Origin of the sequence: Metapseudomonas resinovorans (assembly GCF_002003485.1) — a bacterium.
In the GTDB taxonomy this organism is placed as follows: domain Bacteria; phylum Pseudomonadota; class Gammaproteobacteria; order Pseudomonadales; family Pseudomonadaceae; genus Metapseudomonas; species Metapseudomonas resinovorans_D.
Window position 1 is genome coordinate 56,321 of the sequence record NZ_BDMA01000081.1, and the last position, 19,850, is coordinate 76,170.

Sequence of the window (19,850 nt, forward strand, 5' to 3'; positions counted from 1 at the left end):
GGCTGCGGCACTCGTGGTCCGCAGGTCAGCCAGCAGGTAGAATGCCGCCTCGACTTACAGAGGTTGCGAAGATGGCACTTATCGGGCGTTTCAATTCACTTCAGGTGGCCAAGCACACCGACTTCGGTTTGTACCTGGACGGCGGCCCGGACGGCGAAATCCTCCTGCCCAAACGCTACGTGCCCAAGGACGAACCCACCGAGGTGGGCGACTGGCTGAATGTCTTCCTCTATCTGGACAGCGAAGACCGCCCGGTGGCGACCACCCTCAAACCCAAGGTGCAGGTCGGCGGTTTCGCCAGCCTCAAGGTGGTGGAGATCAATCGCGTCGGCCTGTTCCTCGACTGGGGCCTGCCCAAGGACCTGCTGCTGCCCCACTCGGAAGAGAAGCGCCCGCTGCAAGTCGGCGACTACGCGGTGGTGCACGTCTACCTCGATAAACGTACCCGCCGCGTCACTGCCACCGCGCGCCTGGATCGCTACCTGGACACCACGCCACCCCACTACAAGCCGGGCCAGGAAGTGGACCTGCTGGTGGTTGAGAAGACCGATCTGGGCTTCAAGGCCATCATCGATGGCAAGCACTGGGGTCTGCTGCACAAGAACGAGGTCTTCAAGTTCGTGCGCAACGGCATGCGTGAAAAGGGCTACATCCGGGAGATTCGCCCGGATGGCAAGATCAGCCTGAGCTTGCAACCGGTGGGGGTGGAGGCTGTCAGCGGCCTTGGTGAGCAGATCATCGCGGCATTGCGCGCCGAAGGCGGGGTCCTGAAGCTTTCCGACAAGAGCCCGCCGGAACTGATCAGCCAGCGCTTCGGCGCCAGCAAGGGCAATTTCAAGAAGGCTATCGGTGGCCTCTTCAAGCAGGGTCTGATCCGCATCGAAGACGATCGCATCGAGCTGCTCTGAATACCCTGGAGGCCGCGTCTGCCGCGGCCTTGAATACAAAACCCCCGGTTCGGAGTTCGCTCCCGCCGGGGGTTTTGCATTTCAAAGTTCTTGCAAGTTGCACGCTGCAATTCCCCCAGATCGTGCGCAATGCATGGAAAAATCTGTTCAAAAATATTGCAACCGACTGATTTATTTGGCGTTTCCGTTGTCATAGCGCTGGCATGCACGCTGCAAACTGGGGTGCAGGAGCAATCATTTTTCTGGGAGAGAAGACATGGATCTGGATTTTGACAAGCTGATCGGCGCCTTTCCGGAATACGAATTGAGCACCAAGCCTCGACCCGATGGGGGCTTCGTGTTGACGCTCGAGCGCGAGGGGAAATTCTTCCAGCGCGTGGTGGCGGCGACGGCGCAACTGGATTGGCTGGTCAGCACGCTCCAGCGCGACCTGGCACTGGAGCACGGCGAAGTTCCGCCGGTGGAGTCATTGAAGGTGCTTCACAGAAAGCCCTTGCCGCGCTATCTGCGCGCCTGAGGCCGGTAGGCCGCGACAGGGAAATCGCGGCCGAACTCGCCAGGGATCAGGTCTCGACGCCGGAGGGTGGCAGCATGGCGTCTTCTTCCTGGCCCTCATTCCTGTTCGATGGCGCGCGCGGTTGCTCGTCGCGGGCTTCGTCCTTTTTCGGTTCTCCCAGCAGCTCCTTCGCCGAGGCCTGGGCCTGGTCCACTTGCTTGTTCAATTCGTTTACCGCTTCGCCGATGGCTTCCCGGGCGATTTCCTGGGCGGCCGCCTCGGCTTTCTCCGCCAGCTTGTTGGCGGATTCCTCGGCCAGGTCGCAGCCGGCGAGGCTGGCCAGCAGGCCGGCGCCAAGCAGCAGGGCGGTGAGGCGGGGGGCAGGTTTCATGCGATGTTTCTCCAGTTACGACACGCGGCCGCCATCATTGCCTACGGCAGGCTCTGAGGAAACCAGCCAATCAGGCAAATCTGTATACGGACGTTTCTGACCTTTCGCGCAGGTGAAAGCCCCGGGGTCCACAGCGGCGACTGAACAGAGCCCGGGGCTTGGGGTCGGCACACGCCGGCCTCGAATAGACTGACCGGCGGATTGGGGCGGGGTTCCCCGCGACAGCGTAATGAACGTTGTTTCACTAGGCTTAGCGAGGCAAGCCATGCTGATGCGAGGTCGAAATGGGCAAGGTCCTGGGGCTGGTCAAACTCTGCTCGCTGATGCTGGCGCCGGCCTTGGTCCTGGCGCAGGATGTGAGCTTCGACGATATCCAGCCCATCCTCCAGGCGCGCTGCGTGATGTGCCATGCCGGCGATGCGGCGCCACTCGGCCTGCGCCTGACAAGCCTGGACGAGCTTCTCAAGGGCAGCAGCATCCGTCAGGTGGTGGTCAGTGGTGATCCCGCCAACAGCGAGCTGATCCGGCGTCTCAAGGGACAGAGCCAGCCGCGCATGCCGATGACCGGGCCGCCTTTTCTGAGCGATGCCGAGATCACTCTGGTCGAGGACTGGATAGCCGGTGGATTGCAAGCCGGCAGCCGGCCGGCGGATGCCACCGCCAGGCCTGCGCCATTACTGCGCCCATCAGAGGGGCAGCCGGTGACCTACGAGCATGTGGCGCCGATCTTCGCCAGCCGCTGCGTCAAATGTCATTCCGCCTACGGCCTGATGGGCTCGGCTCCGGAAGGCCTGCTGCTGAACTCCTACGCCGCCATCCTCGATCGCCATGAACGCGTGCGCGTGGTGCCCGGCGCTTCGGGCGCCAGTGAGCTGGTGCGGCGTATCCGTGGCCAGTCGCAGCCGCAGATGCCCTATGACGGGCCGCCCTTTCTCAGCGATGAGGAAGTCCAGTTGATCGTCGACTGGATCGATCAAGGTGCCCGCGATGACACCGGCCAGCCGGCGCCCAGCCCGGTGGGGTCGCGGGTTCGGCTGCAGGGTGTGCTGGGGGAAGGTTGGACCTTGGATTCGCTACAGCTGGTGGTCGGCCCCGGCACCCGGATCGACAAGTCGCCGGGCGTCGGGGACGTCGTGGAAGTGCGCGGGCGCTGGGGACAGGATGGACGGGTGCTGGTCGATCGTATCCGTCGGCGCTGATCACCGTCTCGCAGTTGCGTTACCCCTCGATCGATCAGGCCTCGGAAGGCGTCGATAACTTGCGCTGCCGGCGACCGCGCAGCAGCTCCGCTCCGCTGACCAGCACGATGCCGCCCAGCACCAGGGTGGCACCGATGGCAAATGACAGGTCGATCGTCTCTCCCAGTACCAGCACGCCGAAGGTCACGCCGAACAATGGGGTCATGAAGGACAGCACCGACAGACGGGTGGCCAGGTAGCGGCGCAGCAGCCAGAACCAGGCGAGGTAGCTGATGAGCGCGATCACCACCACCTGGAAGGCAAGGCTGATGACTGCCTTCTGGGTCAGCTGCATGTCGGTCTTGCCGGTGCTGAAGGCCACGACGGTCAGCAGCAGGACTGCGCCGAACAACTGGTAGAAGAGGGTTTTCACCGGGTTGGCCTCGGACAGCGACGAACCACGGATCACCAGGGTCGTGGCACCCCAGGCTGCGGCGCCGCACAGGGCATATGCATCACCCAGCAGTACGTTGCCGGGTGCGTCGGAGGGCTGGCCGAGGAAGGCGGTGGCAATGCCGCCGAAGGCCACCATGACGCCGAGCCATTGCACGGGGGAGAGGCGTTCCTCCGGCAGCATCAGGTGTAGGCCAAGGGCCGCGAACATGGGCGCGGTATAGAGGAACACCGACAGGTGCGAGGCGCTGGTGTGGTTGAGGCCTTCGCCGATGAACAGGAATTCCAGCGCGAACAACGTGCCGACGGCGATGCCGGGCAGCAGGGTTCCGTCGGTGAAGGCGCCGCGACCTTCTTTCCACAGCACCAGCGCGCCCAGCACCAGGGCCGCTCCGCCGGAGCGGACGGCCAGCTGCAGGATGGAAGGCACGTCGTCGATCGTCAGCTTGATCGCCACCTGCTGGAAACCCCAGCAGATGCAGAGGACGAACATCAGTCCGCAGGCGAACCAGTCCAGGGGAAGGCGGGAGGGTTTCATCGTTCGACTCGCAAGGCAGAGGGGCGCGGCAGAGGCCGCCAATGGGCGCAGGATCGGTCCTTCGGCGCCTTGCATTCAAACGATGATTTGTCATCATGCTTTGACTAGAACTCAAAGCGAACTCGCCATGCGTCTTCCTTCGCTCATCGCCTTGCGCACCTTCGAGGTCGCCGCCCGCAGCCGCAATTTCACCGAGGCCGCCCAGGAGCTTTCCGTGACCCCGGGAGCGGTGAGCCGCCAGATCCGCCTGCTGGAGAGCGAGCTGGGCGTGACTCTCTTCGACCGCACGCGCAACACCGTCACGCTCAATGACAATGGTCATCGCCTGGCCGCCACCGTTACCCAGGCCTTCGAGTTGCTCACCCGCGGTGCCGACGAACTGCGTGGCCAGGACGAGGGCCCTATCCACATCACCTGTGCGCCGTCGATTGCCAGCCATTGGCTGATGCGTCGGCTCAACCAGTTCGCCGCCAGCAACCCGGACATCACCCTCAGCCTCGAGGCCACCGAGCAACTGGTGGACCTCGAGCGGGGCGAGGCCACCCTCGCCATCCGCTTCACCACTACCGAAACACCCATGCCCGCCAGCGAGTTGCTGTTTCTCGAGGAGTTTTTCCCCGTCTGCAGTCCGACGTACCTGGAACAGTTCGGCCCTATACGCGAGCCACGGGACATGCTGGGCGCACGACTTATCCACACCCACTGGAAAAACACCGCCAACCTGCATCTGCCGAGCTGGGAAGACTGGTTCGCCACCTTTGTCGGCGAGCCGGGGCCGGTCAGGGGAGGGATGCGTTTTGGCCTGATCGGCCATGCCATCCAGGGGGCGGTGAGCGGGCAGGGGTTTGCCCTGGGATCAACGGCCCTGGCCTGCGACGACATTGCCAACGGGCGGCTGGTGCTGCCCTTCGGCGAGGGGTGTCGCCTGCCGACGCCCTGGGCCTATCGGCTGGCATGGAGCCGCCGGTCGCCACCGCCGGAAAAGGTGCGTCGCCTGATCGACTGGTTATTGGCTGAGGCGCGAGCCAGCACCGTGCCGGATCAGGGCTGAAGGGAAGTGGTGTGAAGCGGCGGATGACGCTGGGCGTTGCATCCGCCGCCGCGAGGTGCTGCTACATCATCTTGCGCAATTGATGAAGGCGGTGTTGCAGGTTCTCGGCCCAGTCTGGCGTGGCCTGGCCCATGCCGGCGGTCCTGAGCATCGGATGGTGGCTGACGACGCGGGCGAGAATCGGTTCCTGGGTAGGCTTCACGTCGACGAAGAACACATGCTTGCCTTCCTCCAGCGTGCGCTGGAAGCGTTTCACGACGGCATTGGGTGTCTGTATCCCGAACAGGCTGCCTTCCCAGACGCTGAAGCCGAACAGGGCGATCGCGAGGAAAATGAAGGGAATCCAGCCGGCGGCGGTACCGGTCCAGCCGCTGAACCAGGCCACCAGCATCACCATGGCCGCCAGGGCCACGCCGATGCCGACGCCGATCATTCCGGAATGCACCATGTCGCGCTTCATCACGGAGGAGACGTCGTGGAGCTGGTAATGCTCGACGTCGGCATCGCGATCACTGAGCACATGGATCTGCTCGTGGTCGATGCCTTGGGCTTCGAGCTCGTCTTCGACCCTTTCCAGGTCTTTGAGATTGTCGCTTATGTAGTAGTGCCGCTGCATGGGACACCTCCCAGCTGGCTGACGCCGGCCCCCATCCGACCGTTACCCCCGGTTTCCGGCCGCATTCGGCCTGTGGGGAAGTTTAGTCGGGCGAGATTCATTGCAAGCGGCATCCGCCCATCGGCAGGACGGAGCGGTGACGCCGGGCGGCAGGTCTGGCACCTGTCCGCCCCAGGGCGCCCAGAGGGACTTACTTGTTGCCGATGCGGATATGGCGGCTCGGCGCGACCTGGGCGCTGACGCCCTTGGCGATTTCCTGGATCTCGCCACCCTTGTTCAGGAAGGCGGCAATCTGCGCTTCCAGGGCTTCGCTGCTGGTGGTGGCTGCCGGCGGCTTGGGGGTGCTGCTGTGGGAGGTCTTGATGCGCATATCACTTCTCTGTACGTGATGGCCGAAGGTCGGCCATTTGGAACGACTGAAAAAAAAACCGGCCCGAAGGCCGGTTCTTTTATCGGCTTGTGCTTACAGCACTTGCACTTCGTCGGCTTGCAGGCCTTTCTGGCCCTGCACAGCGATGAAGGAGACCTTCTGGCCTTCCTTCAGGCTTTTGAAGCCGGCGCTTTGGATAGAACGGTAGTGAACGAACAGATCGGGACCGTTATCGGTGGTAATGAAGCCGAAGCCCTTTTCATCGTTGAACCACTTGACGGTGCCGGTTTGGCGCTCGGACATTGGAATGTCTCCTAGAAACTGAGTTATTGCTGGGCTGGAACGTTCCAGCCTGTCACTGAGTGCAGAGAATCGGCAACCGATGAAAAAGGGACCGCTAAAGTACAGACCGTTTTCCGGTGACACATGCATCACAGCGCTCGACACAATACCTGTGCTTTCGAGGAATGCCTAACCTTTTATTCGCCAGCCGTCCGATCAGGACGTCCGGGCAACCCATCCGTAATGACGCAAGGATCGGCCGACGAATGGTGCGGCGCCGCCGCACACCCATCACTCCACGCCGGGAAACTCCGCATAGGGCTTCTGCGGCGTCTGGCCCGGCGGCACATAGGCCGGCGCCATGCGGCGCATGGTTGAACTAGGACATGGCCGGGCGCGAGCCCTCTCGTGCCATGGGCTGCCACCCGGACGCGGTCTTCTTCTTCCGTTACCGTCCCTGGGGCAAACCTTGCTCACGCCTTGAAAGGCGATACCGCAACCCATCTGTAGGAGCGAGCTTGCTCGCGAACAGCCCGGTGCAAGGCTTTTCGCGAGCAAGCTCGCTCCTACCATTCGGGCTCCCGAGAGGAGGTCGATTTCCGCGCTATCGCCTTTCCACGGCTGAACTAGGCTGCTTAAGTCGCCATCGGAGGGCCCCATGTTCCGCGCCGTCGAATCCCAGTTATCGCATCTGGCCGTTACGGCCGAACTCAAGGCCGAGTTCCAGCAGTACGACTTCGAGCGACTGCGCACGTTCTGCGTGCTGGTACTGGGCGTCAGCATCGTGCTCTGGTTTCTGTTCGACCTGGTGGTGAGCTTCGAGGGCGGGCAGGGCTTCACGTTCAGGTCCATTGCGCTGCTTGTCGTGCTCATCGGCCTGACCGCGTGTGTCCCGCTGATTCGCAAGGCCTGGCATTTCTACGTGCTCAATCTGGTCTACGTGACCCTCTACTGCGTCAGCGCACAGCTGGTGATCGAGGGCATTCCTGATGACCAGCAGCCGCTCTGGCTGACCCTGACCGCCTCCAGCGTGGTCTTCTTCGCCGCGGTGCTGCCGCACAACAATTACAGCTTCTTCTTCGTGCAGGCGCTGACCTGGGTACTGCTCAATCCTTTCGCCGGTGGCATTCCGGTGCTCGAACTGAAGGGCACGTTGATCCTGTTCTACGTACTCTTTTTTGCCTCGATCACCTCGTACACATACGTGCGTCTGCGTCAGGGCAAGCTCCACAACTACCTGATGGCCAAGCTGTTGATGGAGCAGGCCTATATCGACGCGTTGACGCAGATCCCCAATCGACGCGCCTTCATGACCCGTACCGCCTCCCGCCTGGAGGCGAGCGCCGCCGACCAGATGCGCTACCTGGCCATGGTGGATATCGACTACTTCAAGAAGGTCAACGACAGCTACGGGCACGACATAGGCGACGAAGTGCTGCAACGGGTGGCCGGCAATATTCGCGAGGTGCTGGGTGAGTTCGAATTCGCCCGGCTGGGTGGCGAAGAATTTGGTGTCTACCTCTGGGACATCACGCCCGACGAGGTCCAGCGGCGCATGCAGGTACTCCTGGCAACAGTGCGGGAAGCCCCGACGGCCCACCCGGTGACGATCAGCATCGGTCTGGGCAGGTTGGATGCCGGCGACAGTCTCAACCAGGCCCTCATCAAGGCCGACCAGGCCCTCTACGACTCCAAGCACAACGGCCGCAACCGCTGTACCTACTCTCCCTGAGAGACGGGCGCGGTCTGGCCCTCAACCACCTGTTCCAGCCAGTCCATGAAGGCGCGTACGCGTCGGGGTAGCCGGCGGTGAGCATAGAGCAGGGTCACTTCCAGTGGCGGCGCCTGGAACTGGGGCAGGAGCGCCACCAGTTCGCCGCTTTCGAGGAGTTCGCGCACGCCATGCAAAGGCACCTGGATCAGCCCCAGCCCGCCCAGGCAGGCGGCGCTGTAAGCCTCGGCATTGTTTACCGTCACACTGCCGGCCATGGGCAGGTAATGCAGCCTGCCGCTGGCCAGGTACTCGAAGCCCGCTGGCCGGCTGCCCAATACCGACACGTAGTGCACCAGCCGATGGTGCGCCAGATCCTCCAGCGAGCGCGGTACACCGTGGGCGGCGAGGTAGGCGCGGCTGGCGACATTGACCATCGGGAATGCTCCAAGGGGGCGCGCCACTAGCGACGTGTCCAGCAACGGTCCAACGCGCAGCACCAGGTCGAAGCCCTCGCGCACCAGGTCCACTCGTCGGTCCGTGCTGCTGACTTCCAGTTCAACGCCCGGGTGCAGGCCGGTGAATTCTGTCAGGCGTGGCATCACCACCTTGCGCGCCAGGACGGTGGGCATGTCCACCCGGATGCGGCCGGACAACGCTGTGACGTCCTGGCGGAACAAGCCCTCCAGTTCATCCATCTGCGCCAGCAACTCGCGGCTACGCTCATACAACAACAAGCCGTCCTGGGTCGCCCGCACCTTGCGCGTGGTGCGTTGCAGCAGGCGCGTACCGATGAGTTCCTCCAGCGCCTGAATCTGGTCGGACACGGTAGAGCGGGGCAGGCCGAGGCTGTCGGCGGCCTGGGTGAAACTTGACAGCTCGCTGACCCGTACGAAGGTTTTCAGTAGCTCCAGCTTGTTCATCCGTGTGGCGCCTCCCTCCGGATTGTTCGTTATGGGCGATCAGTAATTCCGATTACAGATTATTTATCGGTATTTGTCCGGACAATAAGCTCCTCACCACATCCACTACCTGCAACCAGGAGCACTGCAATGACCCGCAAGATCGCACTCATCACCGGCGCCAGCCGCGGCCTCGGCAAAAGCATGGCGCAGCACCTGGCGGCCCAGGGCATCGACATCATCGGCACGTACCACAGCAAGCTGGAGGACGCCGAATCCCTCAGCCGCGAAATCATGGACCTCGGCGGACATGCCGCCATGCTCCAGCTGGACGTGAGCAAGAGCGCCACCTTCGACGCCTTCGTCGCCAGCCTGGGACGCCTGCTGAAGGCCGAGTTCGGCCGCGACGATTTCGACTTCCTGGTGAACAACGCGGGCATCGGCATCCATGCCAGCTTTGCCGAAACCACCGAGGAGCAGTTCGACCAGCTGGTGAACGTCCAGCTCAAGGGGCCGTTCTTCCTCACCCAGAAACTCCTGCCGCTGATCGCCGACGGCGGACGCATCCTGAATATCTCCACGGGACTGGCGCGCTTCGCACTGCCGGGCTATGCCGCCTACGCGGCAATGAAAGGCGGCATCGAAGTGCTGACCCGCTACCAGGCCAAGGAGTTGGGTGCACGCGGCATTTCCGTGAATGTGCTGGCACCGGGTGCCATCGAGACCGATTTCGGCGGCGGAGTGGTGCGTGACAACTCCCAGGTCAACGCCTTCATCGCCGGCAATACCGCCCTGGGCCGCGTAGGTCTCCCGGAAGATATTGGCGCAGCCGTGGCCATGCTGCTCTCCGACGCGGGTCGCTGGATCAACGGGCAACGGGTGGAAGCTTCGGGCGGGATGTTCCTTTGAGAGTAAGCCGGCCGCGTTTCGACGGCAGTCAGGCATTGAAGGCTTATGCCTTCTCGGACTTGGCCAGGAACCAATCGGACTTTGCTCTGCGATGACCTGCCTTGCCGGGTGAGGGAGGGCGGTCATACTCCTAAGCCGTGGCGGCTACGGCGGCTGGGCTGCCACACGTTCGTCCCATGTCCCGGCTGTTAGAGATCAGTCCGCACTGGCGTTTCAGCAACAGGAGGACGATTGCCATGCGTTCGGTAAAGAAGATCCTCGTTGTCATCCCCCTGGACTCCGAGTCCGAGGCCCTTGAGCGGGGACTGCAACTCGCCCAGAAGCTCGGCGCCGCGCTCCACCTGCTGCTGTGCGATCCCAGCGACAGCTCCTCCGGGGTGCTCGACCAGTACCTGGTCGGGCTCCTGCGCTCGGGTGTGCATGCTCGGGGGGCGGTGGCTCGGGTGGAATTCTCGCGCGCGAGCAATGCCATCCTGGAAACCTGCCGTGCCCAGTTGTGCGACCTGGTGATCAAGCAACACCGCCCCGCTGGACGCCTGAGCCAACTGTTGATGACCCCCGACGACTGGCACCTGTTACGACAGGTTCCGACGCCGCTGCTGCTGATTCGGGGTGGTCGGGTCTGGGAAGGCGGCACCGTGCTCGCCGGCATGGATGTCGAGCACCAGGACACGGCACACGTCGCGTTGCAGGGCAATGTCATGGAGCACGCCAACTTCCTCAGTGGACTGTTCGGCGCCAGCCTGCATGTGGTGAGCGCCTATTCACCGACCCTGCTGCCCCAGGCCGATCCGCAGCAGACCCTCGATCAGGTCATCGCCGGCCATTGCCATGAGCAATGCCGCTGGTTCATGGAGGAATACGAGCTGCCCGAGCACTGCCTGCATCTTGGCGAAGGCCCTGCCCGCAGCTTGATACCGCGGATTGCCAATGAACTCGGGGCCGGACTGACCGTGCTGGGGACTGTCGCCCGCCAGGGCTTGGCTGGGGCGCTGGTGGGTAACACCGCCGAAGCCGTGCTGGATCGGCTGGAGGGTGATCTGCTGGTCATCAAAGCGAATGCCGCTCTACAGGAAGAAACGGCGCCCGACGGCCATCGTGCCGCTTGATCGAACCCGAAAAGACGACGCCCTCCATTGAGGAGGGCGTCTTCGTTGCGCTGGGTGACTCAAGGATTCGGTGCATGGGCGCCGAGCAGGCCACCGCCGGTTTTCTTGCTGCGCTTGGCAGATCGTTTTTCCAATAGGGTCTTTTGCGGCTTTTTCTTTGCCGCGCGTTTTGCATCGAGACCTTTGCTCATGATGGTTACTCCGCTAGAGGGTGAATGGATCAGCGCATCCCTGCCTTGAAGCGCTCAATGGCCATTACCACCTCCTGGGCTGCACGAGCCTGTTGGTTTACGGAACCGATGAAGTCAGCATAGCCGCCTGGCGGGCCATTGCATGGCCGGACAAATGCTCGACTGCTTAACACTTCATCCACCGGGCGGTGACAGCGACCGGCCGCCGCCGCATCATGCGGGACCAACGCTGGCCGGCAACCGAGAGCCCAATGCCCGAACGACTGGGATACGCCGCGCAGTCCATCACCGGCTGCGTGCGTGAACACAACGAAGACGCACTGCTCTGCGCCCCGCAACTGGGGCTCTGGGCCGTGGCCGACGGCATGGGCGGCCACCAGCGCGGCGAAGTGGCCAGCGCGGTGGCGGTTTCCACGCTGCGGGACGCGACTGCCGCCGGGCAGGACCTCGAGGCTGCGGTGCAGCTCGCCCACGCGGCCGTCGTCGCGGCGGCAGGTGGCTCCGGTATGGGCACCACCCTGGTCGCGGTGAAGTTCGACGGCCCCGCGTTCGACCTGGTCTGGGCTGGCGACAGCCGCGCTTATCAGGTGAGTGCCGCTGGTATCGTGCGCCTCAGCCATGACCACAGTCTGGTGCAGGCCCTGGTGGACGCCGGCGAACTGACCCCGCTACAGGCTCGCCAGCATCCCCGGCGTAATGTCGTGACCCAGTGCCTCGGCCAGGTCCACCAGGACCTTGAAGTTGGTCGCGTGCATGGCACCCTGGCGCCGGGCGAATTGCTGCTGCTGTGCAGCGACGGCTTGAGTGGCGAACTGGACGACGAACAGATCCAGGCCCAGTGCGCCCGCGCGGAAACCCTCGACGACCTGGTGGCGCAATTGCTGGAACAGGCTTGTGATGCCGGCGGTCGGGACAATATCTCTTGCATCGTGATCGGCCTGATGCAGCCGGAAACCTCTTTGCCGGCAAGCAGGTCCAATTCGTTCCTGAGCCGGTTGCTCAAATCCCGAAGACCCTGAACATGAACGACAACCTTCTCGATATCCCCGGCTATCTCGTGCACGGACGCCTGGGCAAAGGCGGGATGGCCGAGGTCTACCTCGCCACCCAGGAGTCCCTCAATCGCAAGGTCGCGGTGAAGGTGCTGGACCGGCTGGACGACGAAACGCTGGTAGACCGTTTCGTCAGGGAGGCGCGCACGCTGGCGTCCTTGCACCATCCGTCCATCGTCACCATCCACGCGATCGACCGCCTGCCCGACGGACGGCCCTATCTCGCCATGGAGTTCCTTTCCGGTGGCGATCTCGGCCGCCACAAGGGCCACGTGCTTGAGCCCCTCGAAGCCCTGCGCATCGTCCGGCAGATCGCCAGCGCCCTGGCAGTGGTCCACGACAAGGGGCTGATCCACCGCGACATCAAACCGGCCAACATCCTCTTCCGCGACGATGGCACGGCGGTGCTCACCGATTTCGGCATCGCCAAGGACCTCGAACTCGACACCGAACTGACCCAGTTCAACGTCGCCGTCGGCAGCCCGGCCTACAGCAGCCCGGAGCAGGCCCAGTGCCAGCCGCTGGATGCCCGCAGCGATATCTACAGCCTGGGGGTGATCCTGCTGGAGCTGCTGACCGGCGAGAACCCTTATCGCGGCGCCAGCTACGCCGATACCGTGCTCAATCACGTGCAGATGGACCCGCCCTTGCTGCGCCGTGGGTTGTCCGACTACCAGCACCTGATCGATCGCATGCTCGCCAAGGAGCCGGAAGAGCGCTTCGCCGATTGCCGGGTGCTGCTGGAAAGCCTGACGGAGCTGTGCGACCTCGACCTCGATTTCACCCGCATCGCACCCGCGGTGCAGCTTGACGCGTCGGCGAAACGTTCAGCGGCGGGCCGTAGCTACCGTGGCCTGCTTTGGGGCCTGGCCGGCCTGATGCTACTGGCAGTTTCCAGCGGCGGCGGCTACTACGTGGTGCTGCGCATGAAGATCGCGGACCTGCTGGAACTGGGGGAACAGCGCCTGGCCGAAGGCAGGCTGATGGAGCCGGCAGCCGACAATGCCGACTTCTATTTCCATGAAGTGCTGCGCCTGGACAACGACAATGCCAAGGCCGGTGATGGCTTGCAGCGTGTGCTTGCCGCGCGGGTCGCGCACATCCTGGCCCTGGCCGAACAGCGCCTGGCCGAGGACCAGTTGATCCAGCCCGAGCAGGACAGCGCGGTGTTCCACTACCAGCAGGCGCTGATCCTGGAGCCGGGCAACGAACAGGCGCTGGCCGGACTGGAGAAGGTGGCACAGCGCTTCGTCGAGCACAGCGAGGAGGCTTATGGCCGCCGCGAATTTTCCCTCGCGCTGGAATACATCGATGCCGGCCTGCAGGTTTCGCCGTCGAACCCGACCTTGCTCGAACTTCGTGCGGTCCACGAACAGCGCGTACGCAAGGCCAAGGCCGCGCGGGTCGCGGCGACCCGCCAGACTCGACCGCAACAGCAGGCACGGCAGCAGGAAGAGAGCAACCCCATCAAGAAATTCTGGAACCGCCTCTTCAATTAACTGCCAACTCCAGCAAGGTCAGGGTTGCAGGCACATAGCTATCATTGCCGTGTGCCCTGCCTCCAAGGACCCCAAATGCTACGGATTCACTTCGCGGATAACCGCCAGGCGCCCATCTGGCTGGTGGAAGAGCGCTTCACCATCGGCCAGGACAGCCGTAATAGTCTGGTCCTGACCGAACCGGAGATCAGCCTGTTCCACGCGGAAATCCGCCAGGACCACGGCCAGTACTATCTGAGCGATTGCGGTACGCCCGGCGGCACCTTCGTCAATGGCGAGCGCATCGGTGCACGCTTCCAGCTGCGCTCCGATGACGTCGTGCGCATTGGCTCGCTCGAGCTCCTGCTGGTGGACCCGGCCAAGGCCCGCCCCAAGGCGCAAGCGTCGGCACGCTGGTTCCTGCAGGTGATAAAGGGCGAGAACGAAGGGCAGAAATACCACGTCACCGGCTCCCTGACCTTCGGGCGCTCGGTGAAGTGCGAGCTGTGCTTCAGTGACCAGGAGCTGTCGCGCCGGCACTGCGAGTTCTTCCTCAAGGACGATGTGCTGGAGGTCAAGGACCTGGCCTCCGCCAACGGTGTTTTCGTCAACCAGCAGAAGGTCAGCACCGCCGTGTTGCAGCCGGGTGACCAGATTCGCATGGGTTCGGTAACCCTGCTGGTGATCGGTCCCAAAGTGGCGGCACCCCAGGCGGTGGACGAGGACGCCACGCTGTTCATGCCCGTCGCGCAGATTCCCAAGGCCGCGGTGCCTCGCCCGGCGGCGCGCCAGCCTGTGGCCAATCCGCTCCGCGCAGCAGCACAGCAACATGCCGCGCCCACGGAAACCGCTCGGCAATCGCCGAACAAGGTGCTGATCGGCCTGCTGGTGCTGGCGGTCGCTGCAGCGGCGGCCTATGCCCGAAAAGCCCTTCTGTAGGGGCGAATTCATTCGAGCTTGTGACGATTCGAATGCTCGGGCTAGCAGGATGAGGCCGATGGCGTAGGGTGCGCCGTGCGCACCGGCGGTTTGACCGGGTGCCGAAGAAGTCGGTGCGCACAGCGCACCCTACGGTCAGCCCGGGCTAAAGAGGTCGGCGTTGTGCTCGGCCCCGACCGATCTACTTCTGAGTTCCAAACACCTCAGCCAGGTGCGCTTCATAGCGCTTCACATCCGCCTCGATGTTCGGCTGCTTTATCACGTCCACGCAGAGGAAGGTGGGCAGGGCGCTCATGCCGAGGAACTGATTGGCCTTGTGGAAGGGGAAGTACACGGCGTCCACGCCCTTGGCCTCGAAGAAGTCGGTAGGGTCGTCGAAGGCCTGCTGCGGCGCGTTCCAGGTCAGCGACAGCATGTATTGCTTGCCGTGGATGAGGCCACCGCTACCGTATTTCTGCGAGGCATCCGAGCGGGTGCGGCCGTCGTTGGCGTAGAGGCTGCCGTGACCTTCGGTGAAGACTTCGTCCAGATAGCGCTTCACGGTCCAGGGGGCGCCCATCCACCAGCCGGGCATCTGATAGATCACCACGTCGGCCCAGAGAATTTTCTGCACCTCTTCGGCAATGTCGTAACCGGCGTCGATCTGGGTTTCCTTGACGTCGAAGCCGGCGCGGTCGAAGAAGGCCAGCGCGGCATCGTGCAGGGTGGCGTTGTAGCGGCCGTCCGAGTGGGCGAATTTCTTGCCGCCGTTGAGCAGAAGGACCTTTTTCATGGCAGTAGCCTCCGTAAGTCGATGTGGGGGCAGACTACCGGTCGCACCCTCGCGGAAATACCGGTCGGGGAGCAATTGATACTTGCGGGAAAGTCATGAATTGATAGCCATACTTTGCGATAGGGTTGATAAAACTCACATCACTTGCGAGGCAATACCGTGACCCAGCCCTACGGCTTCATCCTGCATGCCCACACCCGTCCCGAGAAAGCCAACGAGTTCGAAGCGCTGTTCCGCGCCTATGTCGAACCCAGCCGGGCAGAGGAGGGCTGCGTCGAGTACCACATGCTGCGCGACGCTCAGGACACGGGCCTGTTCATCTTCTATGAGGTCTGGCAGAGCCGCGCCGCCTTCGAGAGCCACTGCGCGCTGCCGCACATGCGTCGCTTCCACGAGAACCGCATGGATTACCTGCAGCGGGACTTCGATGTCCGCGAAATCCACATGCTCAGCCCCTCATCCGCCAGAGCGTAGGATTTGTACGAAAAGTCGTCGAGCGAAGGTCAGGCAAGGCGAAATCGGCCGAAGAAGCGCAGTTTACGTATTGTAAATGAGCATTCTGAGGGCGATTTCAACGCAGCATCACCGAGCGCAGGCACTTTTCGTGCAGATCCTAGATTCCGCTTCGTAGCAAATTCAGATACTCCGGCCGGCCGCCAATGTCGTTGTGGCCGGTCCCGGGGATCACCTCTCGCCGCGCCACTCCCGCACGGAATTGGGCGAAGAGCTTCTCGCTGCTCCAGCGTGGGATCACCTCGTCATGCTCCGCGACGATCAGCAGGGTGGGCACGGCAATGGCCGGTGCGTAGCGCCAGGACTCGTACTTGTCCTGGAGCATCCAGCGCACCGGGAACATGGGGAATTGCCGTTGGGCCAACTCCAGGATGCTGTTGTAGGGGGTGACCAGCACCAGCCGCGCGACCTGGCGCTGGTTGGCGAGGTGTATGGCCACGCCGCTCCCGAGGCTGCGGCCGACCACGGCCACTTCGCTGTGCAGGGCGCTGACCTTGTCGAACAGCTCCAGGGCGTCCTGCAGGATCGCGGCTTCGGTGGGTTGGCCGGTGCTGTCGCCGAACCCCCTGTAATGCAGCAGGTAAAGCGCGTGATCGGGAAAGGCCTTGGCGAAGTCCGGCAGGCTGCGTGACACATCCTCGGCATTGCCACCGAAGTAGATCAGCGCCTTGGGGCTGGCCAGCGGTCGCACCGTGACGGCGATCTGCTGGTCCGTCACCGGCAACATCAGGAGCCGGTCGGGGCCGCCGATGGCGCGGGGCTGCGGAAAATAGAGCAACGAGCGCTGGAATGCGAAAAGCAGTGCGCCCGCTCCCAGGTAGAGCGCAATGGCCAGCAGCACGACGCCGATCAGGCTACGCGTCATGCTGGGGCCGGACAGCGGTCGGTGAGGCGGCTTTCGAACAAGGTGGATGTCCTCGTTGCGGGGGAGCGGGTTCATTCACCTTAGTCGAGGCAAGCTTGCCTAAGCTGAAAGGGCATGCCCACGCGAGGTATCCCCATGGAACGCAAACACGCTCTCGAAACCTACAAGCACCTGAAGAAGCAGCACCCGGCGTATTTCCAGGCGGTGGAGACCCTCGGCGCCGTGGTACGCCAGGCCGGCCCCCTGGATGAACTCAGCCTGCAATTGATCCAGCTCGCCGCGGCGGCGGCGAGCCATTCCGAAGGGGCTGTCCACAGCCATACGCGACGGGCGCTGGAGGCCGGTGCCAGTCCTGCGCATATCCACCATGCGTTGCTCGCGCTGACCAGCACCATCGGCTTTCCCACGGTGGTCGCCGCCCTGAGCTGGGCGGGCGATGTGCTGGAGAGTGAGGAGTAGGGGCTTCTCGGGCGCCGGCTGGCGGGTAGGGTGCGCCGTGCGCACCGGTGTTTGGACGGTGCCCGGTATCGATCCCGCGGTCGGTGCGCATAGCGCACCCTACGGTCAAGTTCTGCACGGGGTGGGTGGATTCGTAGTATCGATGCGTTCCATCGCGCTCTACGGCGAGCCCGCCACCTCCGGCTCCTGCTGCTGCAGCATCCACATCTGCGCATAGGTGCCGCCGGCTTCCAGCAGCTCGCGGTGTGTGCCTTTCTCGAGCACGCGGCCAGCATCGATGACGAGGATCTGGTCGGCATCCATTACGGTGGACAGGCGGTGGGCGATGACCAGCGTGGTGCGGCCGACCTGGATGCGGTCCAGGGCAGTCTGAATGGCCTTTTCCGATTTGGAGTCCAGCGCCGAGGTGGCTTCGTCGAAGATCAGGATGGCCGGGTTCTTCAGCAGGGCGCGGGCGATGGCCACGCGCTGCTTTTCGCCGCCGGACAGCTTGAGGCCGCGCTCGCCCACCGGAGTCTCGTAGCCGTCGGGCAGGCGCAGGATGAAGTCGTGGATGTGCGCTGCGCGGGCGGCGGCTTCCACCTCCTCGCGGCTGGCGCCGGGGCGGCCGTAGCTGATGTTGTAGTAGATGCTGTCGTTGAACAGCACGGTGTCCTGCGGAACGATGCCGATGGCGCTGCGCACCGAGCCCTGGGTCAGCTCGCGCAGGTCCTTGCCATCGATGCGGATGTGTCCGGAGTCGATGTCGTAGAAGCGATAGAGCAGGCGGGCGAGGGTGGACTTGCCCGAGCCGGAATGGCCGACCACTGCCACCGTCCCGCCCGGCGGAATCTCGAAGTCCACGCCGTGGAGGATTTCCCGGCGTGGGTCGTAGCCGAAATGCACGTTCTCGAAGCGCACGCGAGGTTGGGTGGTCTGCAAGGGAACGGCATCCGCTGCGTCGCGCACGTCCTGGCGTTCGTCCAGCAGGCCGAACAGCCGTTCCATGTTGGTCAGCGCCTGCTTCACCTCGCGGTACATCATGCCGAGCATGAACAGGGGAGCGGAAAGCTGCAGCAGGTAGGTGTTCACCAGCACCAGGTCGCCGATGGTGAGCTCGCCCGCGACCACCCCGGCGGCAGCGCGCCACATCATGGCGGTGACGCCGATGGCGACGATGGCGGTCTGGCCCAGGTTGAGCAGCGCCAGGGACTTGGTGGCCTTGACCCGTGCGTTCTCCAGGAAGCGCAGGTTCTCGTCGTAGCGCGCCGACTCGTGGGCCTCGTTGTTGAAGTACTTCACCGTCTCGTAGTTGAGCAGCGAATCCACCGCGCGCTCGTTGGCGCGGGTGTCCGCTTCCACCGATGCGCGGTAGAAGCGGGTGCGCCATTCGGTGACGGCGAAGGTCCACAGACCGTAGGCCACCAGGGTGCCGAGGGTGATGAAGGCGAAGCCCCAGTCATAGGCCCAGACCAGCACCGCCGTCACCAGCAGCACCTCCAGCAGGGTCGGGACGATGGTGTAGAGGGTCCAGTCCAGCAGGTCGGAAATGGCGCTGCCGCCACGCTCCACATCGCGGGCGACGCCGCCGGTGCGACGGCTGAGGTGGAACTTCAAGCTCAGCCCATGCAGGTGCTGGAACACCTTCAGGGTGATCTGCCGCGAGGCCCGGGCCATTACCCGGGCGAACACTACCTGGCGCAGTTCGGTGAACAGGGTGACGCCGATACGCGAGGCGCCGTAGGCCACCAGCAGGGCTACCGGCAGTACCACCAGGCTCGGTTTGACGTTGAGCTGGTCGACGATCTGCTTGAGGGCGATGGGAATGTAGAGGTTCGCCAGCTTGGCCGCGACGATCAGCCCCAGGGCCAGGGCGATGCGGCCCACATACGGCCGCAGGTAGGGCAGCAGCGTCGTGATCACGGCGACATCGCCACGAGAGCCGGTCTTTCGCGCGATGGGGGCCGCGCCGTCTTGTTTGTCGTCGGCCGCATCCTGCGGGGCCGGGTTGTTATCCAGGGCTGCCATCGCCCACCTGCCTTCTGTTATCGAGATGTGGCGACCTTACTCCAGAGGCGTACGCATCGCGACGTTTCCTGGGCGATACAACTCATCGGCGTAGTCGATATCGAGGGCTGCCCAGCCGGGCGCCTCAGGCCATCGGCGGCAGCCGGCGTTTCACCGGAGTCTTCTTGACGATGGCGGTGTTGGTTTCGGCGTAGACGTTGATTCGGTCCAGCAGGGTGTCGAGTTGCTCCATCGAGCGCACGCACAGCCGGGCGATGAAGCAGTCTTCGCCGGTCACCTTGTCGCACTCGGTGAATTCCGGAATGTCCTGGATGCGGCGTTCCACCTCCTGCAATTGGCCGGGCAGGGGGCGGACGCGCACGATGGCCTGGAACTGGTAGCCGAAGGCCTTCGGGTCCACGTCCACCGTGTAGCCCTTGAGCACGCCGCGCTCTTCCAGCTTGCGCAGGCGTTCGGCGACGCTGGGGGAGGAGAGGCCGCTGATTTGCGCCAGGGCCTTGAGGGAGCGGCGGGAGTCTTCCATCAGTGCGGCAAGCAGCAACTGGTCGATGTCGTCGGTCATGGATGCCTCGTTAGGTGAGCGGACGAAAGTGCCTTGATAGTAAAGGTAGATCGTTATCCGGGCCTTCGCTTTCGCATGGAATCGTCCCGATGTGGCTC

At 63.7% G+C, this 19,850-nt stretch carries 23 protein-coding genes; 12 read left to right on the top strand and 11 right to left on the bottom strand.

Annotation, left to right across the window (positions count from 1 at the left end; all coding sequences use genetic code 11):
• Positions 1 to 71 precede the first annotated feature (71 nt).
• Positions 72 to 908 (top strand): CvfB family protein, encoded by an 837-nt coding sequence (locus MnOB_RS22225; protein ID WP_077526396.1) that lies wholly within the window; start codon positions 72 to 74, stop codon positions 906 to 908.
• A gap of 256 nt (positions 909 to 1,164) precedes the next feature.
• On the top strand, positions 1,165 to 1,425 hold the full coding sequence (locus MnOB_RS22230; RefSeq protein ID WP_077526397.1) for a DUF3509 domain-containing protein: 261 nt from the start codon (positions 1,165 to 1,167) through the stop codon (positions 1,423 to 1,425).
• A 46-nt stretch (positions 1,426 to 1,471) separates the two neighbouring features.
• On the opposite strand, the gene MnOB_RS22235 is transcribed toward MnOB_RS22230, so the two are convergent.
• Positions 1,472 to 1,795, bottom strand: coding sequence for a hypothetical protein (locus tag MnOB_RS22235; RefSeq protein ID WP_077526398.1), 324 nt, complete (start codon positions 1,793 to 1,795; stop codon positions 1,472 to 1,474).
• Between the two features lie 284 nt (positions 1,796 to 2,079).
• Between MnOB_RS22235 and MnOB_RS22240 the strand changes: the two genes are divergently transcribed.
• On the top strand, positions 2,080 to 2,994 hold the full coding sequence (locus MnOB_RS22240; RefSeq protein WP_077526399.1) for a c-type cytochrome domain-containing protein: 915 nt from the start codon (positions 2,080 to 2,082) through the stop codon (positions 2,992 to 2,994).
• Between the two features lie 34 nt (positions 2,995 to 3,028).
• Here MnOB_RS22240 and MnOB_RS22245 read toward each other — a convergent pair whose 3' ends face one another.
• On the bottom strand, positions 3,029 to 3,964 hold the full coding sequence (locus MnOB_RS22245; protein WP_077526401.1) for a DMT family transporter: 936 nt from the start codon (positions 3,962 to 3,964) through the stop codon (positions 3,029 to 3,031).
• Positions 3,965 to 4,091: 127 nt separating this feature from the next.
• Between MnOB_RS22245 and MnOB_RS22250 the strand changes: the two genes are divergently transcribed.
• Entirely contained in the window at positions 4,092 to 5,015 is a 924-nt protein-coding gene (locus MnOB_RS22250) for a LysR substrate-binding domain-containing protein (protein ID WP_077526403.1), read from the top strand.
• Between the two features lie 61 nt (positions 5,016 to 5,076).
• Here the strand turns inward: MnOB_RS22250 and MnOB_RS22255 are convergent, their stop codons facing one another.
• From MnOB_RS22255 to MnOB_RS22265, 3 genes are all read right to left on the bottom strand, one after another.
• On the bottom strand, positions 5,077 to 5,631 hold the full coding sequence (locus tag MnOB_RS22255; protein ID WP_077526405.1) for an NAD/FAD-utilizing enzyme apparently involved in cell division: 555 nt from the start codon (positions 5,629 to 5,631) through the stop codon (positions 5,077 to 5,079).
• 190 nt (positions 5,632 to 5,821) lie between these two features.
• The gene (locus MnOB_RS22260) at positions 5,822 to 6,001 is read right to left on the bottom strand and encodes a hypothetical protein (RefSeq protein ID WP_028626729.1); all 180 of its coding nucleotides are present in this window, start codon (positions 5,999 to 6,001) and stop codon (positions 5,822 to 5,824) included.
• 93 nt (positions 6,002 to 6,094) lie between these two features.
• Positions 6,095 to 6,304 (bottom strand): cold-shock protein, encoded by a 210-nt coding sequence (locus MnOB_RS22265; protein ID WP_069082902.1) that lies wholly within the window; start codon positions 6,302 to 6,304, stop codon positions 6,095 to 6,097.
• Positions 6,305 to 6,941: 637 nt separating this feature from the next.
• Here MnOB_RS22265 and MnOB_RS22270 point away from each other — a divergent pair.
• A complete protein-coding gene (locus tag MnOB_RS22270; protein WP_077526407.1) occupies positions 6,942 to 8,015 on the top strand; it encodes a GGDEF domain-containing protein in 1,074 nt (357 codons plus the stop codon).
• Here the strand turns inward: MnOB_RS22270 and MnOB_RS22275 are convergent.
• On the bottom strand, positions 8,003 to 8,917 hold the full coding sequence (locus tag MnOB_RS22275; protein ID WP_077526409.1) for a LysR family transcriptional regulator: 915 nt from the start codon (positions 8,915 to 8,917) through the stop codon (positions 8,003 to 8,005). The two genes, MnOB_RS22270 and MnOB_RS22275, sit on opposite strands and share 13 nt — an antisense overlap.
• A gap of 129 nt (positions 8,918 to 9,046) precedes the next feature.
• Between MnOB_RS22275 and MnOB_RS22280 the strand changes: the two genes are divergently transcribed.
• On the top strand, positions 9,047 to 9,805 hold the full coding sequence (locus MnOB_RS22280) for an SDR family NAD(P)-dependent oxidoreductase (RefSeq protein ID WP_077526411.1): 759 nt from the start codon (positions 9,047 to 9,049) through the stop codon (positions 9,803 to 9,805).
• 236 nt (positions 9,806 to 10,041) lie between these two features.
• A complete protein-coding gene (locus tag MnOB_RS22285; RefSeq protein WP_158713846.1) occupies positions 10,042 to 10,914 on the top strand; it encodes a universal stress protein in 873 nt (290 codons plus the stop codon).
• 59 nt (positions 10,915 to 10,973) lie between these two features.
• Here the strand turns inward: MnOB_RS22285 and MnOB_RS29390 are convergent, their stop codons facing one another.
• Positions 10,974 to 11,105: a hypothetical protein gene (locus MnOB_RS29390; RefSeq protein WP_265093694.1), complete on the bottom strand. Its 132-nt coding sequence runs from the start codon at positions 11,103 to 11,105 to the stop codon at positions 10,974 to 10,976.
• A 251-nt stretch (positions 11,106 to 11,356) separates the two neighbouring features.
• Here MnOB_RS29390 and MnOB_RS22290 point away from each other — a divergent pair, with 251 nt between their 5' ends.
• The 3 genes from MnOB_RS22290 (at position 11,357) to MnOB_RS22300 (ending at position 14,574) form a co-directional block, all read left to right on the top strand.
• On the top strand, positions 11,357 to 12,124 hold the full coding sequence (locus tag MnOB_RS22290; protein WP_077526415.1) for a PP2C family protein-serine/threonine phosphatase: 768 nt from the start codon (positions 11,357 to 11,359) through the stop codon (positions 12,122 to 12,124).
• A gap of 2 nt (positions 12,125 to 12,126) precedes the next feature.
• Positions 12,127 to 13,656, top strand: coding sequence for a serine/threonine-protein kinase (locus MnOB_RS22295; RefSeq protein WP_077526416.1), 1,530 nt, complete (start codon positions 12,127 to 12,129; stop codon positions 13,654 to 13,656).
• 75 nt (positions 13,657 to 13,731) lie between these two features.
• A complete protein-coding gene (locus tag MnOB_RS22300; RefSeq protein WP_077526417.1) occupies positions 13,732 to 14,574 on the top strand; it encodes an FHA domain-containing protein in 843 nt (280 codons plus the stop codon).
• 181 nt (positions 14,575 to 14,755) lie between these two features.
• Here the strand turns inward: MnOB_RS22300 and mdaB are convergent, their stop codons facing one another.
• The gene (gene mdaB / locus MnOB_RS22305) at positions 14,756 to 15,346 is read right to left on the bottom strand and encodes an NADPH:quinone oxidoreductase MdaB (RefSeq protein ID WP_077526418.1); all 591 of its coding nucleotides are present in this window, start codon (positions 15,344 to 15,346) and stop codon (positions 14,756 to 14,758) included.
• A 159-nt stretch (positions 15,347 to 15,505) separates the two neighbouring features.
• Here mdaB and MnOB_RS22310 point away from each other — a divergent pair, with 159 nt between their 5' ends.
• Positions 15,506 to 15,820 (top strand): putative quinol monooxygenase, encoded by a 315-nt coding sequence (locus MnOB_RS22310; protein WP_077526419.1) that lies wholly within the window; start codon positions 15,506 to 15,508, stop codon positions 15,818 to 15,820.
• Between the two features lie 139 nt (positions 15,821 to 15,959).
• Here MnOB_RS22310 and MnOB_RS22320 read toward each other — a convergent pair whose 3' ends face one another.
• Positions 15,960 to 16,724, bottom strand: coding sequence for an alpha/beta hydrolase (locus MnOB_RS22320; protein ID WP_077526461.1), 765 nt, complete (start codon positions 16,722 to 16,724; stop codon positions 15,960 to 15,962).
• A gap of 135 nt (positions 16,725 to 16,859) precedes the next feature.
• Here MnOB_RS22320 and MnOB_RS22325 point away from each other — a divergent pair, with 135 nt between their 5' ends.
• Positions 16,860 to 17,183 carry a carboxymuconolactone decarboxylase family protein gene (locus MnOB_RS22325; RefSeq protein ID WP_077526420.1) on the top strand — a complete coding sequence of 108 codons (324 nt, stop codon included), beginning with the start codon at positions 16,860 to 16,862 and terminating at the stop codon, positions 17,181 to 17,183.
• 159 nt (positions 17,184 to 17,342) lie between these two features.
• Here MnOB_RS22325 and MnOB_RS22330 read toward each other — a convergent pair whose 3' ends face one another.
• The gene (locus MnOB_RS22330) at positions 17,343 to 19,190 is read right to left on the bottom strand and encodes an ABCB family ABC transporter ATP-binding protein/permease (protein ID WP_077526421.1); all 1,848 of its coding nucleotides are present in this window, start codon (positions 19,188 to 19,190) and stop codon (positions 17,343 to 17,345) included.
• Positions 19,191 to 19,314: 124 nt separating this feature from the next.
• Complete coding sequence (locus MnOB_RS22335; RefSeq protein ID WP_077526422.1) at positions 19,315 to 19,752, bottom strand: Lrp/AsnC family transcriptional regulator; 438 nt, start codon at positions 19,750 to 19,752, stop codon at positions 19,315 to 19,317.
• Positions 19,753 to 19,850 lie beyond the last annotated feature (98 nt).

Coding starts and splice junctions, on each gene's coding strand:
- MnOB_RS22245 (WP_077526401.1), bottom strand. CDS start 3,964: ATGAAACCCTCCCGCCTTCCCCTGGACTGGTTCGCCTGCGGACTGATG.
- MnOB_RS22325 (WP_077526420.1), top strand. CDS start 16,860: ATGGAACGCAAACACGCTCTCGAAACCTACAAGCACCTGAAGAAGCAG.
- MnOB_RS22225 (WP_077526396.1), top strand. CDS start 72: ATGGCACTTATCGGGCGTTTCAATTCACTTCAGGTGGCCAAGCACACC.
- MnOB_RS22295 (WP_077526416.1), top strand. CDS start 12,127: ATGAACGACAACCTTCTCGATATCCCCGGCTATCTCGTGCACGGACGC.
- MnOB_RS22275 (WP_077526409.1), bottom strand. CDS start 8,917: ATGAACAAGCTGGAGCTACTGAAAACCTTCGTACGGGTCAGCGAGCTG.
- MnOB_RS22280 (WP_077526411.1), top strand. CDS start 9,047: ATGACCCGCAAGATCGCACTCATCACCGGCGCCAGCCGCGGCCTCGGC.
- MnOB_RS22270 (WP_077526407.1), top strand. CDS start 6,942: ATGTTCCGCGCCGTCGAATCCCAGTTATCGCATCTGGCCGTTACGGCC.
- MnOB_RS22260 (WP_028626729.1), bottom strand. CDS start 6,001: ATGCGCATCAAGACCTCCCACAGCAGCACCCCCAAGCCGCCGGCAGCC.
- MnOB_RS22290 (WP_077526415.1), top strand. CDS start 11,357: ATGCCCGAACGACTGGGATACGCCGCGCAGTCCATCACCGGCTGCGTG.
- MnOB_RS22235 (WP_077526398.1), bottom strand. CDS start 1,795: ATGAAACCTGCCCCCCGCCTCACCGCCCTGCTGCTTGGCGCCGGCCTG.
- mdaB (WP_077526418.1), bottom strand. CDS start 15,346: ATGAAAAAGGTCCTTCTGCTCAACGGCGGCAAGAAATTCGCCCACTCG.
- MnOB_RS22335 (WP_077526422.1), bottom strand. CDS start 19,752: ATGACCGACGACATCGACCAGTTGCTGCTTGCCGCACTGATGGAAGAC.
- MnOB_RS22255 (WP_077526405.1), bottom strand. CDS start 5,631: ATGCAGCGGCACTACTACATAAGCGACAATCTCAAAGACCTGGAAAGG.
- MnOB_RS22240 (WP_077526399.1), top strand. CDS start 2,080: ATGGGCAAGGTCCTGGGGCTGGTCAAACTCTGCTCGCTGATGCTGGCG.
- MnOB_RS22250 (WP_077526403.1), top strand. CDS start 4,092: ATGCGTCTTCCTTCGCTCATCGCCTTGCGCACCTTCGAGGTCGCCGCC.
- MnOB_RS22330 (WP_077526421.1), bottom strand. CDS start 19,190: ATGGCAGCCCTGGATAACAACCCGGCCCCGCAGGATGCGGCCGACGAC.
- MnOB_RS29390 (WP_265093694.1), bottom strand. CDS start 11,105: ATGAGCAAAGGTCTCGATGCAAAACGCGCGGCAAAGAAAAAGCCGCAA.
- MnOB_RS22265 (WP_069082902.1), bottom strand. CDS start 6,304: ATGTCCGAGCGCCAAACCGGCACCGTCAAGTGGTTCAACGATGAAAAG.
- MnOB_RS22320 (WP_077526461.1), bottom strand. CDS start 16,724: ATGACGCGTAGCCTGATCGGCGTCGTGCTGCTGGCCATTGCGCTCTAC.
- MnOB_RS22230 (WP_077526397.1), top strand. CDS start 1,165: ATGGATCTGGATTTTGACAAGCTGATCGGCGCCTTTCCGGAATACGAA.
- MnOB_RS22285 (WP_158713846.1), top strand. CDS start 10,042: ATGCGTTCGGTAAAGAAGATCCTCGTTGTCATCCCCCTGGACTCCGAG.
- MnOB_RS22300 (WP_077526417.1), top strand. CDS start 13,732: ATGCTACGGATTCACTTCGCGGATAACCGCCAGGCGCCCATCTGGCTG.